This window comes from Bacillus sp. ATD, assembly GCF_050585765.1.
In the GTDB taxonomy this organism is placed as follows: Bacteria; Bacillota; Bacilli; order Bacillales; family Bacillaceae; genus Bacillus; species Bacillus stercoris.
Genome location: NZ_JBOBQH010000005.1, coordinates 18,119 through 34,894 on the forward strand (window position 1 = coordinate 18,119; position 16,776 = coordinate 34,894).

The following is a 16,776-nucleotide window of genomic DNA, read 5'->3' on the forward strand; positions in this document are numbered from 1 at the left end:
TGCATAAAAAAATACCAAGGGTTCTGCTCCCCCTTGGTACCGGATCATACAATCAATTCTCTTTTCCTTCTTCAAGCACATGCTTCAAATGCTCACAGTCATGATTGAAATGAGCCAGCACATGCTGTTTGGCTGCTTCTTTGTTTTTCTTTTTCACTTCTTTAAATATCCTGCGGTGCTCACGTAGTATCGTTTCTGCACGATGGTCGCCGGTATAATTAAGGATTCTGCAAAAGTGAATCAGATCATTTACATGCTCAAGCAAATTTTTCAAATGTCGGTTATGGCTGAAATCAACAAGCAGCTCATGAAATTTTTGGTTTAAACGAATGATTTCCGTATCTTCCGTGCCGTTGTGAATCGCTTTCTCTGTTTCTTCAAGCTGCTTTTCAAGTATGGTCAGCTCTTCTTCATCCGCTTCGTCTATGACCAATTCGACTGCCAGCTGCTCCAGCGGAATTCTGATTTTATAAATCTCATCTACATCTTTTGCCGTTAATGACGTGATCGAAAATCCATTTCGGTCATCCGCTTTTAACAAACCATCTTTCTCAAGCAATCGCATGGCTTCCCTTATCGGCGAGCGGCTGACGCCAAAGCTTTTGGCCAGCTGTGTTTCGTTTATCCGTTCCCCAGGCTTAAAAGTCCCGTTAAAGATCATTTTTTTCAGCTGATTATAAAATTGCAGGTAGTAGGGAGTCGGCTTATCTAATTTAAAATCGTCCATATATAATACCTCTTTTGAATATATTCAAGGGCTTTTCTTCATCAAAATCATATAACAGATGGTAATGGGAAGCAACAAACTGCCTTGTCAGATCCCAGAATTTGAGGTACGATATGTTTGCTGAACGACGGTCGACGGACTACTGGCAACTAGAAAACCGGCGTGTTTTTTTCGTCAATAGGACACGATACCTCCGCCAGAATAGCGCACGATTACATTTTTACATCTTTTCAATGGAGGAAAAAATATGCTCATTATTCTTGTTATGTTTCTTCTCGGAATTATTTTAGGCTTTATTGGCGCCGGTGGAGCGGGCTTTGTCATTGCTCTTTTAACGCTGCTTTTTCATATCCCGATCCATACGGCTTTAGGCACTTCTCTCGCCGGCATGGCTTTCACCAGCTTATCAGGGGCATACAGCCACTATCGTGAAGGCAACATCCAAATGAAAATCGGCTTAATAGTCGGAGGCTTTGCTGCGGTTGGCTCATTTTTCGGCGCCAAGCTGACATCTTTTATTCCGGCTGATTTGCTTCATTATTTGACGGCTGGAATGTTATTTTTATCAGCGATTCTTATTTTAATCAGATTATTTATTTTAAAAGAGAAGGCTCAAATGAATCAAAGCACTCTTTCAACGTATACGAGAGCGGTTATCTTAGGAATTGCAGCAGGTGTACTTTCCGGAACATTCGGCATTGGGTCGGCACCTTTTATTCAAATCGGGTTAATGATTATGCTGAATCTGTCCATTCGCCATTCTGTGGGAACGACGATGCTTGTGATCATCCCTCTGGCTGTAGGTGGAGGCATCGGATATATTACAGAAGGTTTTGTTGATTACGTTTTGCTTGTCAAAGTTCTAGTCGGGACAATGTGCGGTGCCTATGTAGGCGCGAAATTCACCAACCTCATGCCAAAGGTGGTTTTGAAATCAGCCATCTTTTTGACTCCGGCGATTGCGGGTCTGCTGTTGTTATTCTAAATAAAACAAAAAACCTGACGTCATGTCAGGTTTTTTTATGAATTCTGCCCTACTCGTTCTTTCGTCAATCCAAAAAACGCCAGTGAGCCGATGACAGCTGTCACAAACATAATCGCTCCCATCGGAACGGCTGTTGTCTCATTAATGCCAACAAGCGGTGACACAATCGAACCGAGGAGCAGCGGAAGCATTCCAAGCAGTGCACTTGCACTTCCGGCGCGGTGCCCCTGCTTTTCCATGGCCAGCGTGAACGTGCTGGTCAGAACCATGCCGATCGTAATCATGTAAATGAAAATGGATATGACTAATGTGGCAAGAGGACCGTGAATGATGGTCATGGTTAATAGCACAGCCGTCGCAATCATAGCCGTAATGACCGCCATGCGAAGCAGGCTTTTTTCGTGAATGATTCCGCCGAAGCGCCCGATGATAAAGCTGCCTGATATAATGGCCAGGCCGTTAATGCCGAAAAGGATACTAAATACCTGCGGAGACACCCCGTAGATATCCTGGTATACAAAAGGCGTACCGGACACATATGCAAAGCTTCCTCCGTGAATAAACCCGACAGTTAACGCGTACCCCATAAAGGACCGATCCTTCAGCAGGCTGCCCATCGTTTTGACGGATGTTCCGATTGAGCTTGGAATCCGTTTTTCCGGCGGAAGCGTTTCTTTTAACCTCAATGCAATCAGAAGAACCAGCAAAAATCCAATGATCATTAGGACATGAAAAATTGTATGCCACGTTGCGAACGGCAAAAGCAAAATGGCACCGCCTGTCATAGGCGCAACCATCGGCGCCACGGCGGTAATCACCATGAGCAGCGAGAAAAATTTAGAAAGCTCTCTTCCGGTAAACACATCACGGACGATTGCGCGAGACAGGACAAGCCCTGCGGAAGCAGTGAATCCCTGTAAAAAACGCGCAGCCACTAAAGTTGTAATATTGGGCGACAGTGCACAAAACAGAGAGGATAACGCAAATAAAAAAATACAGATTAATAGCGGTTTTCGTCTTCCCTGCGCATCACTGACCGGCCCGACAATCAGCTGGCCGATCGTAAGTCCGACCAGACAGGCTGTTAAACTTAACTGAACAAGTGAAGCACTCGCTGATAAATCTTCCGCGATTTCAGGAAAACTTGGCAAATACATATCTATATTAAGCGGGCCCAATATAGCAAGCATGCCGAGCAGAAACGCCAGTGCCAAGCGTTCTTTTCCAGTTGGATTGTGCTGCATGTTATCAAACCTTCCCTTCAACCTAATCCCTTATATAATGGATGTCAGCTCCAATAATGGATTGAAGCTGTGAAACATTTGTATATTGTATCATAACTTTCAACCTATGAAAGCCGCTTGATTACTGGCTCGGCAAAGCGATATTCCAAACACCTCAAAAGGGAATGGGCCGGGGAATCATCGTGATCAGCGCCATCTGAAGAAACGGCCAGCTTTTTTTGCTAAGCTCTAGCCTAGCGAGTTTTATATACTGGAAATTTTTTAAAAAACGCAAATGACTTGCAAGATGAAATCAATCGTTGTATATTAATTGACGTGTCAATCATTGATATATCAATTAATAATTTTGACAGGAAGAAGGGATGGGTTTTGGCGTCATTTTGTTCAGAGGAAGCCGAGATTTTATATCAGCTGCAAGGCGTGAACAAGGTGATTGGTGTGAAGTTCGAGGCATGCACGGGCATCAGCCAATCTCGTTTGGAATTGCTGACATTGCTTTATCATGCAGATGAGATCAGTCAAAGCGACCTTCAAAAGAAAGTAAATATCGATAGCGCAGCCGTTACCAGACATCTGAAACAGCTGGAAGCTAAAGGCATGGTGTCAAGACGGCGCAAGCCTGAGGACAATCGCATCACCCTTGTTCGGCTTACAGATCAGGGAAGAGAGCGAATCGAGTCTTCTAAGAAAGAAAAGGAGCGTTTCATGAAGGAAATGCTCGCAAATGTAAGCGCAGAAGAGCGCCGCCTGCTCATTGATGTGCTGGGGCGCATGCGGAACAACATAAACAATATTGAAGCATAAGAGGAGTGTATCAACATGATCAAAACAAACGATTTTATGGAAATTATGAAAGGCCGCCGTTCGATTCGCAACTATGATTCGACAGTGAAAATCAGCAAAGAAGAGATGACTGAAATCTTAGAGGAAGCAACAACTGCGCCATCTTCTGTTAACGCGCAGCCATGGCGTTTTCTTGTCATTGACAGCCCGGAAGGAAAAGAAAAGCTCGCACCGCTCGCAAGCTTTAACCAAACACAAGTCACAACATCATCTGCTGTCATCGCTGTATTTGCAGACATGAACAATGATGACTACTTAGAAGAAATCTATTCTAAAGCCGTTGAACTCGGTTATATGCCGCAGGAGGTCAAAGACAGACAAATCGCCGCGCTGACCGCTCATTTTGAAAAGCTTCCGGCACAGGTGAACCGCGAAACGATCCTGATTGACGGAGGCCTCGTTTCCATGCAGCTGATGCTGACTGCACGCGCGCACGGCTACGATACAAACCCGATCGGCGGATACGATAAAGAAAACATCGCGGAAACCTTCGGATTGGATAAAGAACGTTATGTACCGGTCATGCTGCTTTCTATCGGAAAAGCAGCAGACGAAGGCTATGCTTCCTACCGCCTGCCGATTGATACAATTGCAGAATGGAAATAAAACAAAGAGCCCAGGAATGTTTTCCGGGCTCTTTAATTTTAAGTAAAGCCGCCGTTCGATCGCCTGACCTTTTGGTTAACATGTCTGAAGTTAACCCTTGATTTGATTTTGTCGTTTAGTCATGAAAAAAGAGTGATGACCACTCATCACTCTTCTTTCTATTATTCTTTTATTTTCTTCCTGCCGAACGGCCACCAGTTTCCTTCTCCGAAGGTCGCAATGATTGCCGGAATGAAGAGCGGAAGAATGACAAGGCCATATAGCAGGAGCCCGATAATGATAACACTTGCCACCTGCATCAGCGTATTGACGCCTGAAGGCATCATCGCCGCGAACGTACCGGCCAGTATAATGGCAGCTGTAATAATGACAGATCCCATTTTGCTCATTGACCTGACAACGCCTTGCTGAATGCCAAGGTGCACCTCTTCCTTAAATCGGTCCAGCAAGAAGATCGAATAATCTACCCCTAACGCGATCAGGATGACAAAGCTAAAGAACGGTACTGCCCAGCTGACGCCGGCGTTTCCTAAGCCGTTTACAAAAATCAATTCTGTGATAGATATGGACGTATAGTACGTCAGCAGCAGTGACGCGATCATATAAATCGGCATGATCATGGAGCGGAACAAAATGGTTAACACGATAAACAGGCCTATAATCATGATCACCATCGTTCTGGAGAAGTCCGTTGTGGACAGCTCTTTTAAGTCCGCATTCATACTCGTGACCCCGCCGTACACGATCTGAGCATCCTCCAAAGGAGTGCCGTCAACTTCGTTTGCGACAGCTTTTTTGATTTGGTTGATTGTCGTAATGGCTTGTTCTGAGTAAGGATTTGAATCCAGAACGACGCTTAATTGAACACCTTTGCCGTCTGCAAAGGAATATTGGTCAATTGACTTCTTAAAGTTTTTGTCCTTCATTACTTGACCAGGAATGAATATGCCTGTATCTCTTACAGTTGGACTTTTGCTCATGTCCTCTAACATATCACTGGAAGCTGTAATGCCGTCAGAGACTTTCGTCAGGCCTTCATTTGCGCTCTTCACGCCTTCTGACAGCTTCTTCAGGCTTTCTGTCAATGTTCCGGCTTGTGCCTGCTGGCCTGAGAGCTGCTGGTTCGCTTGTTCAAGGCCGGTTTGAATCTGGCCAAGCTGTCCGCTGATTGCCGTAAGCTGCTGCACGGTCTGTGCGGTATTTCCGGTTTGGGAAATCTGTTTGCTCACGAGCTGCAGCTGCTGATTGATTTTGCCCAAACCACCTGCGGCATCGCCCAGTGAACCGCCAGAGCCGCTATTTGAGGCCGAGCCGGTTTGCCCTGCCATTTGATTCAGGCCGTTTTCTATATCTGTTAATCCGTTTTGGACATCGACAATCCCTTTTACCGTCTTATCCAGCCCGTCTGAAACCGACCCTAGCTGGTTATCAATATATAAATCTTTGATTTTTTTACCAGTCGGCTGCGTGATGGTCATGACAGAGTCAACATGATCGACTTTCTCGATCGCTTTGCTGATATTCCCGAGATAAGGGATTGTATCAGCTGTTGTGAGATCTTTGTCTCCTTTTACGACAACGTTGATCGGGAACGCTTTTCCTTCCCCGAATCCGTCCTTGATGGCCTCGAGAGCTTTGATTGATTGATAATCACTGCTGATTTCCGCAGTTGAATCGAATGATATCTGGTCATCATAGGTCAAGATGAACGGAAGCGTAATCACCACCGTGATGGCAATGAACAGAAACGGACGCGCAACGGAGTGTCTGCCAAGAAACGCCCATAATTTGTTGTCACTGTGCGACAGCACTTTCTTTGATGGCCAGAATAATTTTTCACCCAGTGTCACCATAAATAATGGCAGCAGTGTATAGAGAATGATCATTAAGATTCCCACACCGACCGCTACTCCTACGGCGGATTGGAAAATCGCAAACTTCGCAAATCCTAACGCGGAAAATCCGATTAATACCGCGAATCCGCTGATGAATAAGGTTTTTCCCCCTGTGCGGTAAGCGATAAGCGCCGCTTCTTTTTTGTCATGCCCGTTTGCCAATTCTTCACGGAATCGTGTAAGCAGCAGAATACAGTAATCTGTTCCAATGCCGAACAGAATCGCGACTAAGAAGGTTTGCGTAAACGTCGAGATAGGAAAATCAACATAGTATACAAGGATGCCAAGTATGGATTGACTGATCAGATAAGAAAAACCCACTGCTACAATCGGTATAAAAGGCGTCACAACAGATCGGAACACGATCAGCAGTAAACCGATGATCAGGCAGACTGTGATCACTTCCGTTTTCTTAAGCCCTTCCTCTGAGCTGTGAGCGAAATCCTGATTAATAAGGGAAGCTCCCGTAATATATGCCGTCAAATCATCGGGAACGATTTGATAAATCTCGTCCGCGATTTTTTCCGCCTTTTTATCAGAACCTGTAATCGTGACAGGAATGAGAACGGTTTTCTTGTCTTTCGACATCAACTGGTCTTTGACTTCTTTTTCCGCTGACAGAGGAGATGTTACCTCTTCTACACCATCGATCTTTTTGATTTTATCGATCATTGTCCGGAGCTGATCCTCTGTTTCTTTCTTTAGAGCGTGGTCTAATGTAAAGACGACACTAATCGAATGATTGTCTTCTCCCGCTTGTTTTAAAATGGCGTTTGCCCTTTCTGAAACAGCATCAGCGGGAAGCTGGGCCTGCCCCTTTTGATTGGCCAGCTCCGTTAAGTTCGGAGAAAATAAACTCAATACGACGGTAAGCGCTAATATAATGGCTGCAATTGCCCACTTGAATTTGATGATGGCTCTCATTCGGCAGAATCTCCTCCTTTAAATTTGCTTTTTAAAATAGTGAATATCTCTATGATGGAATTTACGTGTTCCTCATCTATATCATCGATCAGCTCTTTGAGCGCGTTAAAGATGGCAGAATCTAATTCCTCTAGTATGTGTTCACCACTGGGTGTAATGTTAATAAGCTTAGAACGCCTATCACTTTTTGCCGGACAGTCGTCCCATTGAACCAATCCCTTTTCGAGCAGCTTTTTCAGTCGGTTAGAAATCGCGCTCTTATGTACATTTTGGTACATGGCCAGGCTGCCGGGAGAGGTTGGGCCCTTGACTTTTAAAATCTTCAGCAGGTCTGCCTGTTCCCTTGAGATATGCTTGAAGACATCCTGATTGATTTCACGATGCACAAACTCTGTCCCTTCAAGCAGGACTTCCACAAACAGGTTTATCGCCTGACATAGCTTTTGTTCATTCAACATCTTCCCCTCCTCATTATAGTTTACCCTGCTAAACTTTATGATTAATGTTAATTAGTTTATTCCTCTAAACTATATCTGTCAACATATTTTATTTATGAACACCTGGAACACTCGTTCGTGTATAATAGGAGTTATAACCTTGAAAGGGGAAAATTGACATGTCAGATTTTGCACTGAAATTGTATCAATATAACATCTGGGCCAATCAGCAAATCTTCAACCGATTAAAAGAGCTTCCAAAAGAGGTATACCATCAAGACATTCAAAGTGTGTTTCCGTCGATATCCCATGTATTGTCTCATGTTTACCTTTCTGATCTCGGCTGGATTGAAGTGTTTTCCGGCAAAACGATGAGCGATGCTTTGGCGTTAGCTGAACAGCTAAAAGAACAGACAGAGGCAAAAGAAATGGAGGAAATTGAAGACCTGTTTCTGAAGTTATCCGAGCGCTACACACTATTTTTACAGCAAAAAGAACAGCTCAATCAGCCCCTCCAGATTCAAAATCCCTCAGGCGGAATCATGAAAACAACTGTTTCCGAACTGATTCCCCACGTTGTCAATCACGGAACATACCACCGCGGCAATATCACGGCAATGCTGCGGCAGGCAGGATACGCATCCGCACCGACAGATTATGGGCTTTACCTGTACATGCAAAAAACTGAACAGGCATAGGAAAGCGGCTCCTACATGGAGCTGCTTTCTTTCGCTAAATAGTCCAAATCACTTTAAAATTTCCTTTCATATACCCTTTATAGTAAAAAAGATAGAAATTTTAGTGTTATAATAATCATTAAAAATAGATTGCTGACTCAATAATCAATTTTTAATGGAGGAACACATAAAGTGACAGACGACATGACGAAAGACAATATAAATCAGCAAACATTGCAGAGAGGCTTGAAAAACAGGCATATCCAGCTTATCGCCATCGGCGGAGCCATTGGGACAGGCTTATTTCTCGGCTCAGGCAAATCGATTCATTTTGCCGGACCGTCGATTTTATTTGCTTATATGATCACAGGAATCATTTGCTTTTTAATTATGAGATCGCTGGGTGAACTGCTGTTATCAAATTTGAACTATCACTCTTTTGTGGATTTTGTCCAAGACTATCTAGGCGATATGGCAGCCTTTATCACCGGCTGGACATATTGGTTCTGCTGGATTTCCATTGCGATGGCTGATCTGACAGCCGTCGGGCTTTACACTCAATATTGGCTCCCTAGTGTGCCGCAATGGGTGCCCGGCTTAATCGCTCTTATTATTTTACTGATTATGAACCTGGCGACAGTCAAGCTTTTTGGAGAATTAGAATTTTGGTTTGCTTTGATTAAAGTCATTGCCATTTTGGCGTTAATCGTCATTGGCCTTGTGATGATTTTCAAAGGCTTTTCCACAAGCTCAGGAGTGTCCAGCTTCACAAATCTTTGGAGCCATGGAGGCCTGTTCCCGAATGGCATGCACGGGTTTATCCTCTCGTTCCAGATGGTTGTATTTGCTTTTGTCGGCATTGAGCTTGTCGGGCTTACGGCCGGTGAAACAGAAAATCCTGAAAAAGTAATCCCTAAGGCGATTAACAATATCCCTGTCCGTGTGCTGCTTTTTTATATCGGTGCTCTTCTCGTGATTATGAGCATCTATCCTTGGGATGTCATCAATCCTAGCGAAAGCCCATTCGTACAAGTATTTGTCGCGGTTGGCATCGTCGGGGCTGCAAGCATCATTAACTTTGTTGTGTTAACATCCGCTGCTTCAGCATGCAACAGCGCTGTATTCAGTACAAGCCGTATGGTTTATTCCCTGGCGAAAGATCACAATGCGCCGGAGTCAATGGCGAAACTGACTCAGCGTAAAGTGCCTAGAAACGCTTTATTCTTTTCAGCTATCGTGATTTTAATCGGTGTTACGTTAAACTACATCATGCCAGAAGGCGTATTCACCCTGATCACAAGTATTTCAACCGTATGCTTTATCTATATTTGGGGGATTACGGTCATCTGCCATTTGAAATACCGTAAAACAAGACCTGAATTAGCGAAAACAAACAAGTTTAAGCTTCCGCTTTATCCGTTTACAAATTACCTGATTCTTGCGTTCCTGGCGTTTGTTCTGGTTGTGCTGGCACTGGCACAGGATACTCGTGTTTCCTTATTTGTCACACCGGTTTGGTTTATTTTGCTGATTGTGATTTATAAAGTGAGAAAAGCGAAGCATCAATAAGACTCGAAACTCCTGCCTCAAAAATGAGAGCAGGAGTTTTTTTGATGAAAATGACCTTTGCTTTTGAATTTGAAGGTATGCTATAGTGTTTGTAATCAAAACAAGAAGGGATGATGGGTGGACAATGATTAACTAATCTTATTTTTACCGTTTGAAATCAATATTTCAAATCAGAAAAAATAGGATTAGTCTGCCCATTTTCTATATAAACGACACCGCTATTTATAAAGAATAGCTTATTTGATCATGCACAGGCACGGCTAATCCTTCCAACACATTTGGGAGGATTTTTTTATTCTCCCTTTAAAGCGAGGGATATGGATGAAAGAGATGATAACATTAACAAACGTGAGCTACGAAGTGAAGGATCTATCTGTTTTTAAAAACGTAAATGCCAGTGTTCAGCAAGGAGATATCATTGGGATTATCGGCAAAAACGGCGCTGGGAAATCTACGCTGCTGCACCTTATTCACAACGACTTGGCCCCTGCACAAGGACAAATCCTTCGTGCGGATATAAAAATGGCTTTGGTCGAACAGGAAACCGCGGCGTATTCCTTTGCCAATCAGACACCTGCCGAAAAGAAGTTACTGGAGAAATGGCATGTGCCCCTTCGTGAATTTCATCAGTTAAGCGGCGGTGAAAAACTGAAAGCGCGGCTGGCGAAAGGACTCTCAGAGGAGGCAGATCTGCTGCTGTTAGATGAACCGACAAACCACCTTGATGAAAAAAGCTTGCAATTTCTCATCCAACAGCTGAAACATTATAACGGCACTGTGATTCTCGTTTCTCACGATCGATATTTTTTAGACGAAGCCGCCACAAAAATATGGTCTCTTGAGGATCAGACGCTAGTTGAATTCAAAGGGAATTACTCCGGGTATATGAAGTTGCGGGAGAAGAGAAGACTCACCCAGCAGCGCGAATATGAAAAGCAGCAAAAAATGGTTGAACGAATTGAAGGACAAATGAATGAGCTCGCTTCTTGGTCGGAAAAAGCCCACGCCCAATCGACGAAAAAGGAGGGGTTTAAAGAATATCACCGGGTAAAAGCGAAGCGTACGGATGCCCAAATAAAGTCCAAGCGGAAGCGGCTGGAAAAAGAGCTGGAAAAAGCAAAGGCGGAACCCGTTACCCCAGAATATAAAGTCAGCTTTTCAATCGATACAACCCACAAAACAGGAAAACGTTTTTTGGAAGTTCAGAATGTAACGAAGGCTTTTGGAGAAAGGACTCTCTTTAAAAACGCAAACTTTACAATTCAGCACGGCGAAAAGGTTGCGATCATAGGCCCCAATGGCAGCGGAAAAACGACATTGCTGAATATCATTCTTGGACAGGAAACAGCAGAAGGAAGCGTATGGGTGTCGCCGTCCGCAAACATCGGCTATTTAACGCAGGAGGTGTTTGATTTGCCTTTAGAACAAACACCGGAAGAGTTATTTGAGAATGAAACATTCAAAGCAAGGGGGCACGTTCAAAATCTGATGAGGCACTTAGGTTTTACAGCCGTCCAATGGACTGAACCGATCAAGCATATGAGTATGGGTGAGCGTGTAAAGATCAAGCTGATGGCATATATTCTGGAGGAAAAAGACGTGCTGATTTTAGATGAGCCGACAAACCATCTCGACCTGCCGTCACGCGAACAGCTGGAAGAAACACTGTCCCAATACAGCGGCACATTGCTGGCGGTTTCACATGACCGCTACTTTCTCGAAAAAACAACAAACAGTAAACTCGTCATCTCAAACAACGGCATCGAAAAGCAATTAAACGACACTCCTTCAGAAAGAAATGATGAGCGGGAGGAGCTTCGGTTAAAGCTTGAGACAGAAAGACAAGAAGTGCTGGGAAAGCTCAGTTTTATGACGCCAAATGATAAAGGGTATAAGGAGCTTGATCAGGCTTTCCATGAGCTTACGAAAAAAATCAAAGCGCTGGATCATCAAGACAAAAAAGGCTGAGGGGGAAAGTTCAAGCGGCATTGAAAAGGACAACAGCTGTTGTCCTTTTTCTTTATATTTTCAAAAAGATGACTTATAGTACCCCTATCACCGCTTCCGGATAGGCATGCTGTGTTTGGGTAACGTAGCGGCTTTTCAGCTTAGCTGTTTCCGCATACGTATATTGGTCATGGCATAACCCATCTTCTGATAAAGATAGACGGCTGTCTCGTTGTGCGCAAACACATGAAGGGCCAGCCTTTCCGCACCAAGCTTTCTTGCTCTTTCATCAAGCGTTTGAAGCGCCAATTGAGCCAGCCCTTTTCCGCGAAAGGCTTCATACAATCCAAAGGAATAGATAAACGCTTCCTTTTGCGGATGAAACGGATCAGCATACAGCCAGAGCCAGCCCATTCTTTCCCCTTGTACATTTGTGATGTTCCAAAAATAATGATTGCTGCTGTCTCGCCCGTTCGGAATCATGTTCTCATATGCCTGCTCCGATTTCTCAAGCGCCTCTTTTTCCGTCCAAGTTCCCGACATTATGTTTTGTTTCGCATAATTTTGCACGGACATCCCGCGAAAGGCTTCGAATTCTTCCAAAGTCATGGCTTCTAAAGTTAATGTCATTCTGTACTCCTCCTTTATAAAAAAAGCCCAGCTGATGCCGGACGAATAACGCAGAAATGGAGCTCTATTTCAATTACCCGGTTAATACCTGGGACTTTCTATTATTCAATAAGAGAAGGAGATCTCCTGCATATAGGTTTGTTACACCATGATTATCATGATAGACACAATCAAACAGATCATCGCAGGTATCGTCATAAGGACCGATTGCCGCGCTCGAAAAATATGCGCATGAATTGCTCCCGCCATGAGAACGACAAACAGCACACCTGCTCCTAACGCTGCATACCGATTCCAAATTCCCGCTGTCATAGCAAGTGCCCCGGCTATTTCAAGAATGCCAGTAACAGTCAGAAACCATAATGGATATTGATAATGCCGCCAATGCTCAACTTGAAAGGGAACGCGGCTTACCTTGATGATGCCTCCCACAAGCATAAAAACTGCCAAACTGACTTTCAAAATAGTAGATATCATCTTACGTCACTCCCTTTTGGAAGCATCCCGTATATTAAAAGATTCACAACCTCTGCGGCGAGGCTTGCCGGATCTTTGATTCCGGTTAACAAAAAGGAATCCGTTAAATGTTCGATCATGCCGATCAAACATTCAGCGACCGTTTCCATGTCCAGCTCGGAGTGAAAATAGCCAAGCCGCTGTTCTGCTTCTAGGTTTCCTTTCAAAACCATCGCCAGGTCTTTTTTCATTTGTTTCGCTTCCGGGTTGAGAAAAAAGCCGATCCTGGTTACATCCTTGTCTTCAGCCAGACATTGAAAAACAGTTTCCACAGCAGACAGCACCCGTTTTGACACATCCTCCGTGTGTAATCCGTTTTCCAGAAGAAGTGACTCTGTCAGCTTTCTTACTCGGGAGTGAAAATCGGTGATTAACTCCTCAAAGATGGCTTCTTTGCTTTGAAAGTACAGATAAAATGAAGGCTGTGTGAACCCAGCTTTTTTTACAATCTCACTTATCTTCGTGTCATGGAATCCCCGAATCGAAAATTCATTAGCGGCAGCTTTGAGTAATCGTTTTCGGCTTTCTTCTCCTTTACGTCCTTTTTTACTTTCCAAAGAGGACCACCCCCCAAAAATAATACTCACAAGTAATGTTACTCGTGAGTATTATTTCATGGCATTAGCTTCCTTGTCAATGATTTCAAACTGATCTTGTTTGCCAGCTTCCTTTATTAAAGGAACTCATGTATTTCGAATAACTCAATCAATTCATTGATTCCTATATCAATGGCTTTTCATTCACTGATAAGTATTTGCTGAATAGATTGACATTCAGGCTGTGACAAACTTTATTCTTTTTTTCTAACGAGCATCACTCCGGGACCAGATAGAGTTTTGCCAGCAAATGCAAGGAACAATTGGGTGCAGCGGCGCATAATGTACTGTACAGAAAGATGGAAGGGTGTGATGGGATGCCGTCTACAGTAATCAACCTATATTATTTGAAGATCAACAGTATTTCGGGCAATGGTTCAATTACAATAGGCGAAGCTGCTTATAACAGCCCTACCAACAATCAAAAATCTCAAGGGACCAATTCTTCTTTCGGTGATACCTCACCTACAGAATCGGTTATGGAAAACTTCTTAAACGATCCTGATGTAAATGACCAGACATCTATCGGCAACTCTGATACATCCAATGTTAATGCTCCTCCGATTGCACCACCGCCAATTTTAGATTAAAGGGGTTTCGTCTATGCCATATCAAATTAACATCGCAAATATTAAGATCAACGGCGTCACGCAAAACGGAAATATAGATGTCGGTCCGACTGTGCACAACAGCCATACTGCGAACAGCAAATATTTTGGAGCAAACTTTTCCTTAGGGGATCTTTCGCCTACGTCTTCACTTTTGAACACTGGAAATATTGATTCAGACGTTAGTGACCAAGACCAAATCGGAAACCCTTCTGCGCCGATTGCAAATCAAATTTAAGGAGAATCTCATATGGATTTCGAAAAAATTCGAAAGTGGCTTGAGATTACGAATGAATATAAACAAAGTGACTTTTGGACAAATGTGCTCAAGTATAAAGCCCCGGAACATTTTTTTGATTCCGAAGCTTCTACGTTTGTTTACGACTTTTATCAAGATGAAGAATATAATTTTATCATTGTGGAAATGCCCGGTGTGTATGAGGAAGAATTAACAATCCGCTTATTATCTAAAACCCAGCTGTTAATCAAAGGAACGCTCACGCCTGTTTTTCCAGACGAAATGGTGGTGCTGCGTGAACGGTATTACGGAGAAATTGAGCGAACCATTCAGCTTCCTGAAGCCACCGAATCCCATTTATTACAAATTCAGCTGTTAAACGGGCTTCTCCACATTTCGTACCCAAGACAAGTCGAAACCATCCCGTTGCAAAAAGGGCTTTAAGATGGTTCCTTTCATTCCTTATCCACAGGGGCTGATATATGGTCTTTATATTGATCCACATAAATATCCCCATTACCAAGCAGCACTGCGTATACGGTCTCTTTCACCTTTATGTCTCTTTTTCGCAATTCTTCCAAAAGCCAGGATTCTGTCAATCGATTCTGCTGTAAATTATTCTGAATGATTTCTCCGTCCATAATAAGCTCTATCGGAAGCCTGTGTTCTTGGTTTACCGCAATCATTAAATCCTGTTTGGTTACATGCCGGAATTGCGGTTTTCTTAACACAGTCAGCTGACCATTCGTTTCAAGGATTGCAAAAAGTACTTCTTCGATATTAAATATTTCTTTTTCACGTAATTGCTGATTTAAATAATCAAGTGTGTAACGCATTTTCCTCATATTCGATTCAAGTATCTTTCCGTTTTGAATCAGCACTGTAGGATCTCCGGCAAAAAATTTTCTCAGCTTCCTGTTCTTTATCGACAGGAACGAAATAAGAAAAATGGTTAGCACAAAAATACTAAACGAAATGGCCATATTGTGCGGTTTTATTGAAGTATTGTAAGCTAATCCGGCAGCAATCGCCCCTAATGTGATCGCCGCAATAAAATCAAAAATCGTCATTTGAGAAATTGTCTGTTTGCCTAAAATCCGTTCTGCGATTAACAGCAATCCAAAGCTGGCAATCGTTCTAATGACAACTTCTAGTTCAATCATGTTATGGCGCTCCCCGCTTCCCAGATTGTGTTGGCCAAAAAACTCCTGCCGATATCATTGTTGGGCTTAATATATCCCATCTACCCCAAAAATATTGTTCGGTTCAGAGCAGAATGAACCGGCTGCCTTTCGGATATATTAAATTGCGATTGGCCAGAAGGAAAGCCAATCCCAGGACAAATCTAATTCCTCATTGGTCAGGTGGTAGCATGAAGTTCACTTGGGAATCTCTTGTTCTCATTGTAGCCGGGGTCATTTTGCTGAGAATTTCAGGAAGGAAATCAATCGCACAAATGACGTCAACTCAAACGGTTGTCATGATTTCGATCGGAACGATTATCGTTCAGCCAATCATCGAGTACAGCCTCTTCAAAACATTAATTGCAGCGGCAATTTTCACAAGCACACTCATCGTTATGGAATGGATCCAAATGAAATCGAACACCATTGAAAAGATGTTAACCGGAAAAGCAAAAATCGTCATTGAAAACGGACAGCTTCATATCGAAAACTTAAAGAAGATGAGACTTACAGCTGACCAGCTTGAAATGCAGCTAAGGCTTCACGGCGTTACGGCTATACAAGATGTTAAAATAGCGACATTAGAGGCCAACGGGCAATTAGGAATAGAATTGACTGATGACGCCAAGCCTTTAACAGTCAGGGATCTGAAAAAACTCATTCACCCGGATTTCATAAATAAGGACGGACAAGCCCAGTCTGGCAATCAGAATATTTTTGATGAAGTTGGTAAAAAAAACAAAAAAAACGTCCCTAAAAAGCTGCATTAACAAAAGGCGCTTGTGGCATTTTGCAGGTTTTTGTCTCTTACTGAAAGTTTTTGCCGTTTTGTTTAAGCAACTGCTGCTCACACACCATATTGTATAAACAGTCATAACGGAGAGGAGAGATGAATGATGAAATGCCCAGTTTATATTCATTCGATATCCGGGAACAGCGTTTTTAATAACGGATTTGCAGTTTCCATCAGCCCGTTCTCTGTGTCTAAAACAACAGAGGGTTCCGGTGGGAGTAATACAGGTTTGGTTTTTGAATCCAATACTTTAAGCCAAACAAACTCCGCCAATCAAGCCCAAAATGTAACATATGCGATCCAAGAGCTGCTTTCCAAGCTTTTAGCGTAAAAATTAAGAAATAAACACTTCATGAG

18 protein-coding genes and 1 pseudogene are annotated in these 16,776 nt (G+C 43.2%); 11 read left to right on the top strand and 8 right to left on the bottom strand.

The window, feature by feature from the left end:
* Positions 1 to 52 precede the first annotated feature (52 nt).
* Positions 53 to 727, bottom strand: a complete 675-nt coding sequence (locus ACQXR1_RS13045; protein WP_069149052.1) for a GntR family transcriptional regulator — start codon at positions 725 to 727, stop codon at positions 53 to 55.
* A 247-nt stretch (positions 728 to 974) separates the two neighbouring features.
* On the opposite strand from ACQXR1_RS13045, the gene ACQXR1_RS13050 reads away from it, so the two are divergent.
* Positions 975 to 1,712, top strand: a complete 738-nt coding sequence (locus tag ACQXR1_RS13050; RefSeq protein ID WP_069840397.1) for a sulfite exporter TauE/SafE family protein — start codon at positions 975 to 977, stop codon at positions 1,710 to 1,712.
* 35 nt (positions 1,713 to 1,747) lie between these two features.
* Here the strand turns inward: ACQXR1_RS13050 and ACQXR1_RS13055 are convergent, their stop codons facing one another.
* Complete coding sequence (locus ACQXR1_RS13055) at positions 1,748 to 2,956, bottom strand: MFS transporter (protein ID WP_148343849.1); 1,209 nt, start codon at positions 2,954 to 2,956, stop codon at positions 1,748 to 1,750.
* Between the two features lie 310 nt (positions 2,957 to 3,266).
* Between ACQXR1_RS13055 and ACQXR1_RS13060 the strand changes: the two are divergent.
* Positions 3,267 to 3,760: pseudogene (locus ACQXR1_RS13060) on the top strand (MarR family transcriptional regulator).
* 15 nt (positions 3,761 to 3,775) lie between these two features.
* Positions 3,776 to 4,405, top strand: coding sequence for a nitroreductase family protein (locus tag ACQXR1_RS13065; protein WP_069840395.1), 630 nt, complete (start codon positions 3,776 to 3,778; stop codon positions 4,403 to 4,405).
* Between the two features lie 161 nt (positions 4,406 to 4,566).
* Here ACQXR1_RS13065 and ACQXR1_RS13070 read toward each other — a convergent pair whose 3' ends face one another.
* Both ACQXR1_RS13070 and ACQXR1_RS13075 read right to left on the bottom strand, forming a co-directional pair.
* Positions 4,567 to 7,224: an MMPL family transporter gene (locus tag ACQXR1_RS13070; protein WP_430772282.1), complete on the bottom strand. Its 2,658-nt coding sequence runs from the start codon at positions 7,222 to 7,224 to the stop codon at positions 4,567 to 4,569.
* On the bottom strand, positions 7,221 to 7,679 hold the full coding sequence (locus tag ACQXR1_RS13075; protein ID WP_069840414.1) for a MarR family transcriptional regulator: 459 nt from the start codon (positions 7,677 to 7,679) through the stop codon (positions 7,221 to 7,223). Before ACQXR1_RS13075 ends, ACQXR1_RS13070 begins: the two co-directional genes overlap by 4 nt.
* A gap of 161 nt (positions 7,680 to 7,840) precedes the next feature.
* Here ACQXR1_RS13075 and dinB point away from each other — a divergent pair, with 161 nt between their 5' ends.
* The 3 genes from dinB (at position 7,841) to vmlR (ending at position 11,875) form a co-directional block, all read left to right on the top strand.
* Positions 7,841 to 8,359, top strand: a complete 519-nt coding sequence (dinB, locus tag ACQXR1_RS13080) for a damage-inducible protein DinB (protein ID WP_430772283.1) — start codon at positions 7,841 to 7,843, stop codon at positions 8,357 to 8,359.
* Between the two features lie 171 nt (positions 8,360 to 8,530).
* Positions 8,531 to 9,907 (top strand): amino acid permease, encoded by a 1,377-nt coding sequence (locus ACQXR1_RS13085; protein ID WP_430772284.1) that lies wholly within the window; start codon positions 8,531 to 8,533, stop codon positions 9,905 to 9,907.
* A gap of 321 nt (positions 9,908 to 10,228) precedes the next feature.
* Positions 10,229 to 11,875 carry an ABC-F type ribosomal protection protein VmlR gene (gene vmlR, locus ACQXR1_RS13090; RefSeq protein WP_430772285.1) on the top strand — a complete coding sequence of 549 codons (1,647 nt, stop codon included), beginning with the start codon at positions 10,229 to 10,231 and terminating at the stop codon, positions 11,873 to 11,875.
* A 135-nt stretch (positions 11,876 to 12,010) separates the two neighbouring features.
* Here the strand turns inward: vmlR and ACQXR1_RS13095 are convergent, their stop codons facing one another.
* The 3 genes from ACQXR1_RS13095 to ACQXR1_RS13105 form a co-directional block, all read right to left on the bottom strand.
* Positions 12,011 to 12,484, bottom strand: coding sequence for a GNAT family N-acetyltransferase (locus tag ACQXR1_RS13095; protein ID WP_430772286.1), 474 nt, complete (start codon positions 12,482 to 12,484; stop codon positions 12,011 to 12,013).
* Between the two features lie 141 nt (positions 12,485 to 12,625).
* On the bottom strand, positions 12,626 to 12,961 hold the full coding sequence (locus ACQXR1_RS13100; protein WP_069840391.1) for a DoxX family protein: 336 nt from the start codon (positions 12,959 to 12,961) through the stop codon (positions 12,626 to 12,628).
* The gene (locus tag ACQXR1_RS13105) at positions 12,958 to 13,557 is read right to left on the bottom strand and encodes a TetR/AcrR family transcriptional regulator (RefSeq protein WP_430772287.1); all 600 of its coding nucleotides are present in this window, start codon (positions 13,555 to 13,557) and stop codon (positions 12,958 to 12,960) included. Before ACQXR1_RS13105 ends, ACQXR1_RS13100 begins: the two co-directional genes overlap by 4 nt.
* A gap of 356 nt (positions 13,558 to 13,913) precedes the next feature.
* On the opposite strand from ACQXR1_RS13105, the gene ACQXR1_RS13110 reads away from it, so the two are divergent.
* From ACQXR1_RS13110 to cotP, 3 genes are read left to right on the top strand one after another with little or no spacing between them, the layout of a single operon-like run.
* Positions 13,914 to 14,186 carry a spore germination protein gene (locus tag ACQXR1_RS13110; protein ID WP_003243854.1) on the top strand — a complete coding sequence of 91 codons (273 nt, stop codon included), beginning with the start codon at positions 13,914 to 13,916 and terminating at the stop codon, positions 14,184 to 14,186.
* A gap of 13 nt (positions 14,187 to 14,199) precedes the next feature.
* Positions 14,200 to 14,442 carry a spore germination protein gene (locus ACQXR1_RS13115; protein WP_014478992.1) on the top strand — a complete coding sequence of 81 codons (243 nt, stop codon included), beginning with the start codon at positions 14,200 to 14,202 and terminating at the stop codon, positions 14,440 to 14,442.
* Positions 14,443 to 14,454: 12 nt separating this feature from the next.
* Complete coding sequence (cotP, locus tag ACQXR1_RS13120; protein WP_014662972.1) at positions 14,455 to 14,886, top strand: spore coat protein CotP; 432 nt, start codon at positions 14,455 to 14,457, stop codon at positions 14,884 to 14,886.
* A gap of 11 nt (positions 14,887 to 14,897) precedes the next feature.
* Here cotP and ACQXR1_RS13125 read toward each other — a convergent pair whose 3' ends face one another.
* Positions 14,898 to 15,605 carry a DUF421 domain-containing protein gene (locus tag ACQXR1_RS13125; protein WP_014662971.1) on the bottom strand — a complete coding sequence of 236 codons (708 nt, stop codon included), beginning with the start codon at positions 15,603 to 15,605 and terminating at the stop codon, positions 14,898 to 14,900.
* Positions 15,606 to 15,814: 209 nt separating this feature from the next.
* On the opposite strand from ACQXR1_RS13125, the gene ACQXR1_RS13130 reads away from it, so the two are divergent.
* The gene (locus ACQXR1_RS13130; RefSeq protein WP_227099468.1) at positions 15,815 to 16,396 is read left to right on the top strand and encodes a DUF421 domain-containing protein; all 582 of its coding nucleotides are present in this window, start codon (positions 15,815 to 15,817) and stop codon (positions 16,394 to 16,396) included.
* A 123-nt stretch (positions 16,397 to 16,519) separates the two neighbouring features.
* The gene (locus tag ACQXR1_RS13135; protein ID WP_151256622.1) at positions 16,520 to 16,750 is read left to right on the top strand and encodes a spore germination protein; all 231 of its coding nucleotides are present in this window, start codon (positions 16,520 to 16,522) and stop codon (positions 16,748 to 16,750) included.
* The last annotated feature ends 26 nt before the right edge of the window (positions 16,751 to 16,776 follow it).

Coding starts and splice junctions, on each gene's coding strand:
- ACQXR1_RS13045 (WP_069149052.1), bottom strand. CDS start 727: ATGGACGATTTTAAATTAGATAAGCCGACTCCCTACTACCTGCAATTT.
- ACQXR1_RS13050 (WP_069840397.1), top strand. CDS start 975: ATGCTCATTATTCTTGTTATGTTTCTTCTCGGAATTATTTTAGGCTTT.
- ACQXR1_RS13055 (WP_148343849.1), bottom strand. CDS start 2,956: ATGCAGCACAATCCAACTGGAAAAGAACGCTTGGCACTGGCGTTTCTG.
- ACQXR1_RS13065 (WP_069840395.1), top strand. CDS start 3,776: ATGATCAAAACAAACGATTTTATGGAAATTATGAAAGGCCGCCGTTCG.
- ACQXR1_RS13070 (WP_430772282.1), bottom strand. CDS start 7,224: ATGAGAGCCATCATCAAATTCAAGTGGGCAATTGCAGCCATTATATTA.
- dinB (WP_430772283.1), top strand. CDS start 7,841: ATGTCAGATTTTGCACTGAAATTGTATCAATATAACATCTGGGCCAAT.
- vmlR (WP_430772285.1), top strand. CDS start 10,229: ATGAAAGAGATGATAACATTAACAAACGTGAGCTACGAAGTGAAGGAT.
- ACQXR1_RS13095 (WP_430772286.1), bottom strand. CDS start 12,484: ATGACATTAACTTTAGAAGCCATGACTTTGGAAGAATTCGAAGCCTTT.
- ACQXR1_RS13100 (WP_069840391.1), bottom strand. CDS start 12,961: ATGATATCTACTATTTTGAAAGTCAGTTTGGCAGTTTTTATGCTTGTG.
- ACQXR1_RS13110 (WP_003243854.1), top strand. CDS start 13,914: ATGCCGTCTACAGTAATCAACCTATATTATTTGAAGATCAACAGTATT.
- ACQXR1_RS13115 (WP_014478992.1), top strand. CDS start 14,200: ATGCCATATCAAATTAACATCGCAAATATTAAGATCAACGGCGTCACG.
- cotP (WP_014662972.1), top strand. CDS start 14,455: ATGGATTTCGAAAAAATTCGAAAGTGGCTTGAGATTACGAATGAATAT.
- ACQXR1_RS13125 (WP_014662971.1), bottom strand. CDS start 15,605: ATGATTGAACTAGAAGTTGTCATTAGAACGATTGCCAGCTTTGGATTG.
- ACQXR1_RS13130 (WP_227099468.1), top strand. CDS start 15,815: ATGAAGTTCACTTGGGAATCTCTTGTTCTCATTGTAGCCGGGGTCATT.
- ACQXR1_RS13135 (WP_151256622.1), top strand. CDS start 16,520: ATGATGAAATGCCCAGTTTATATTCATTCGATATCCGGGAACAGCGTT.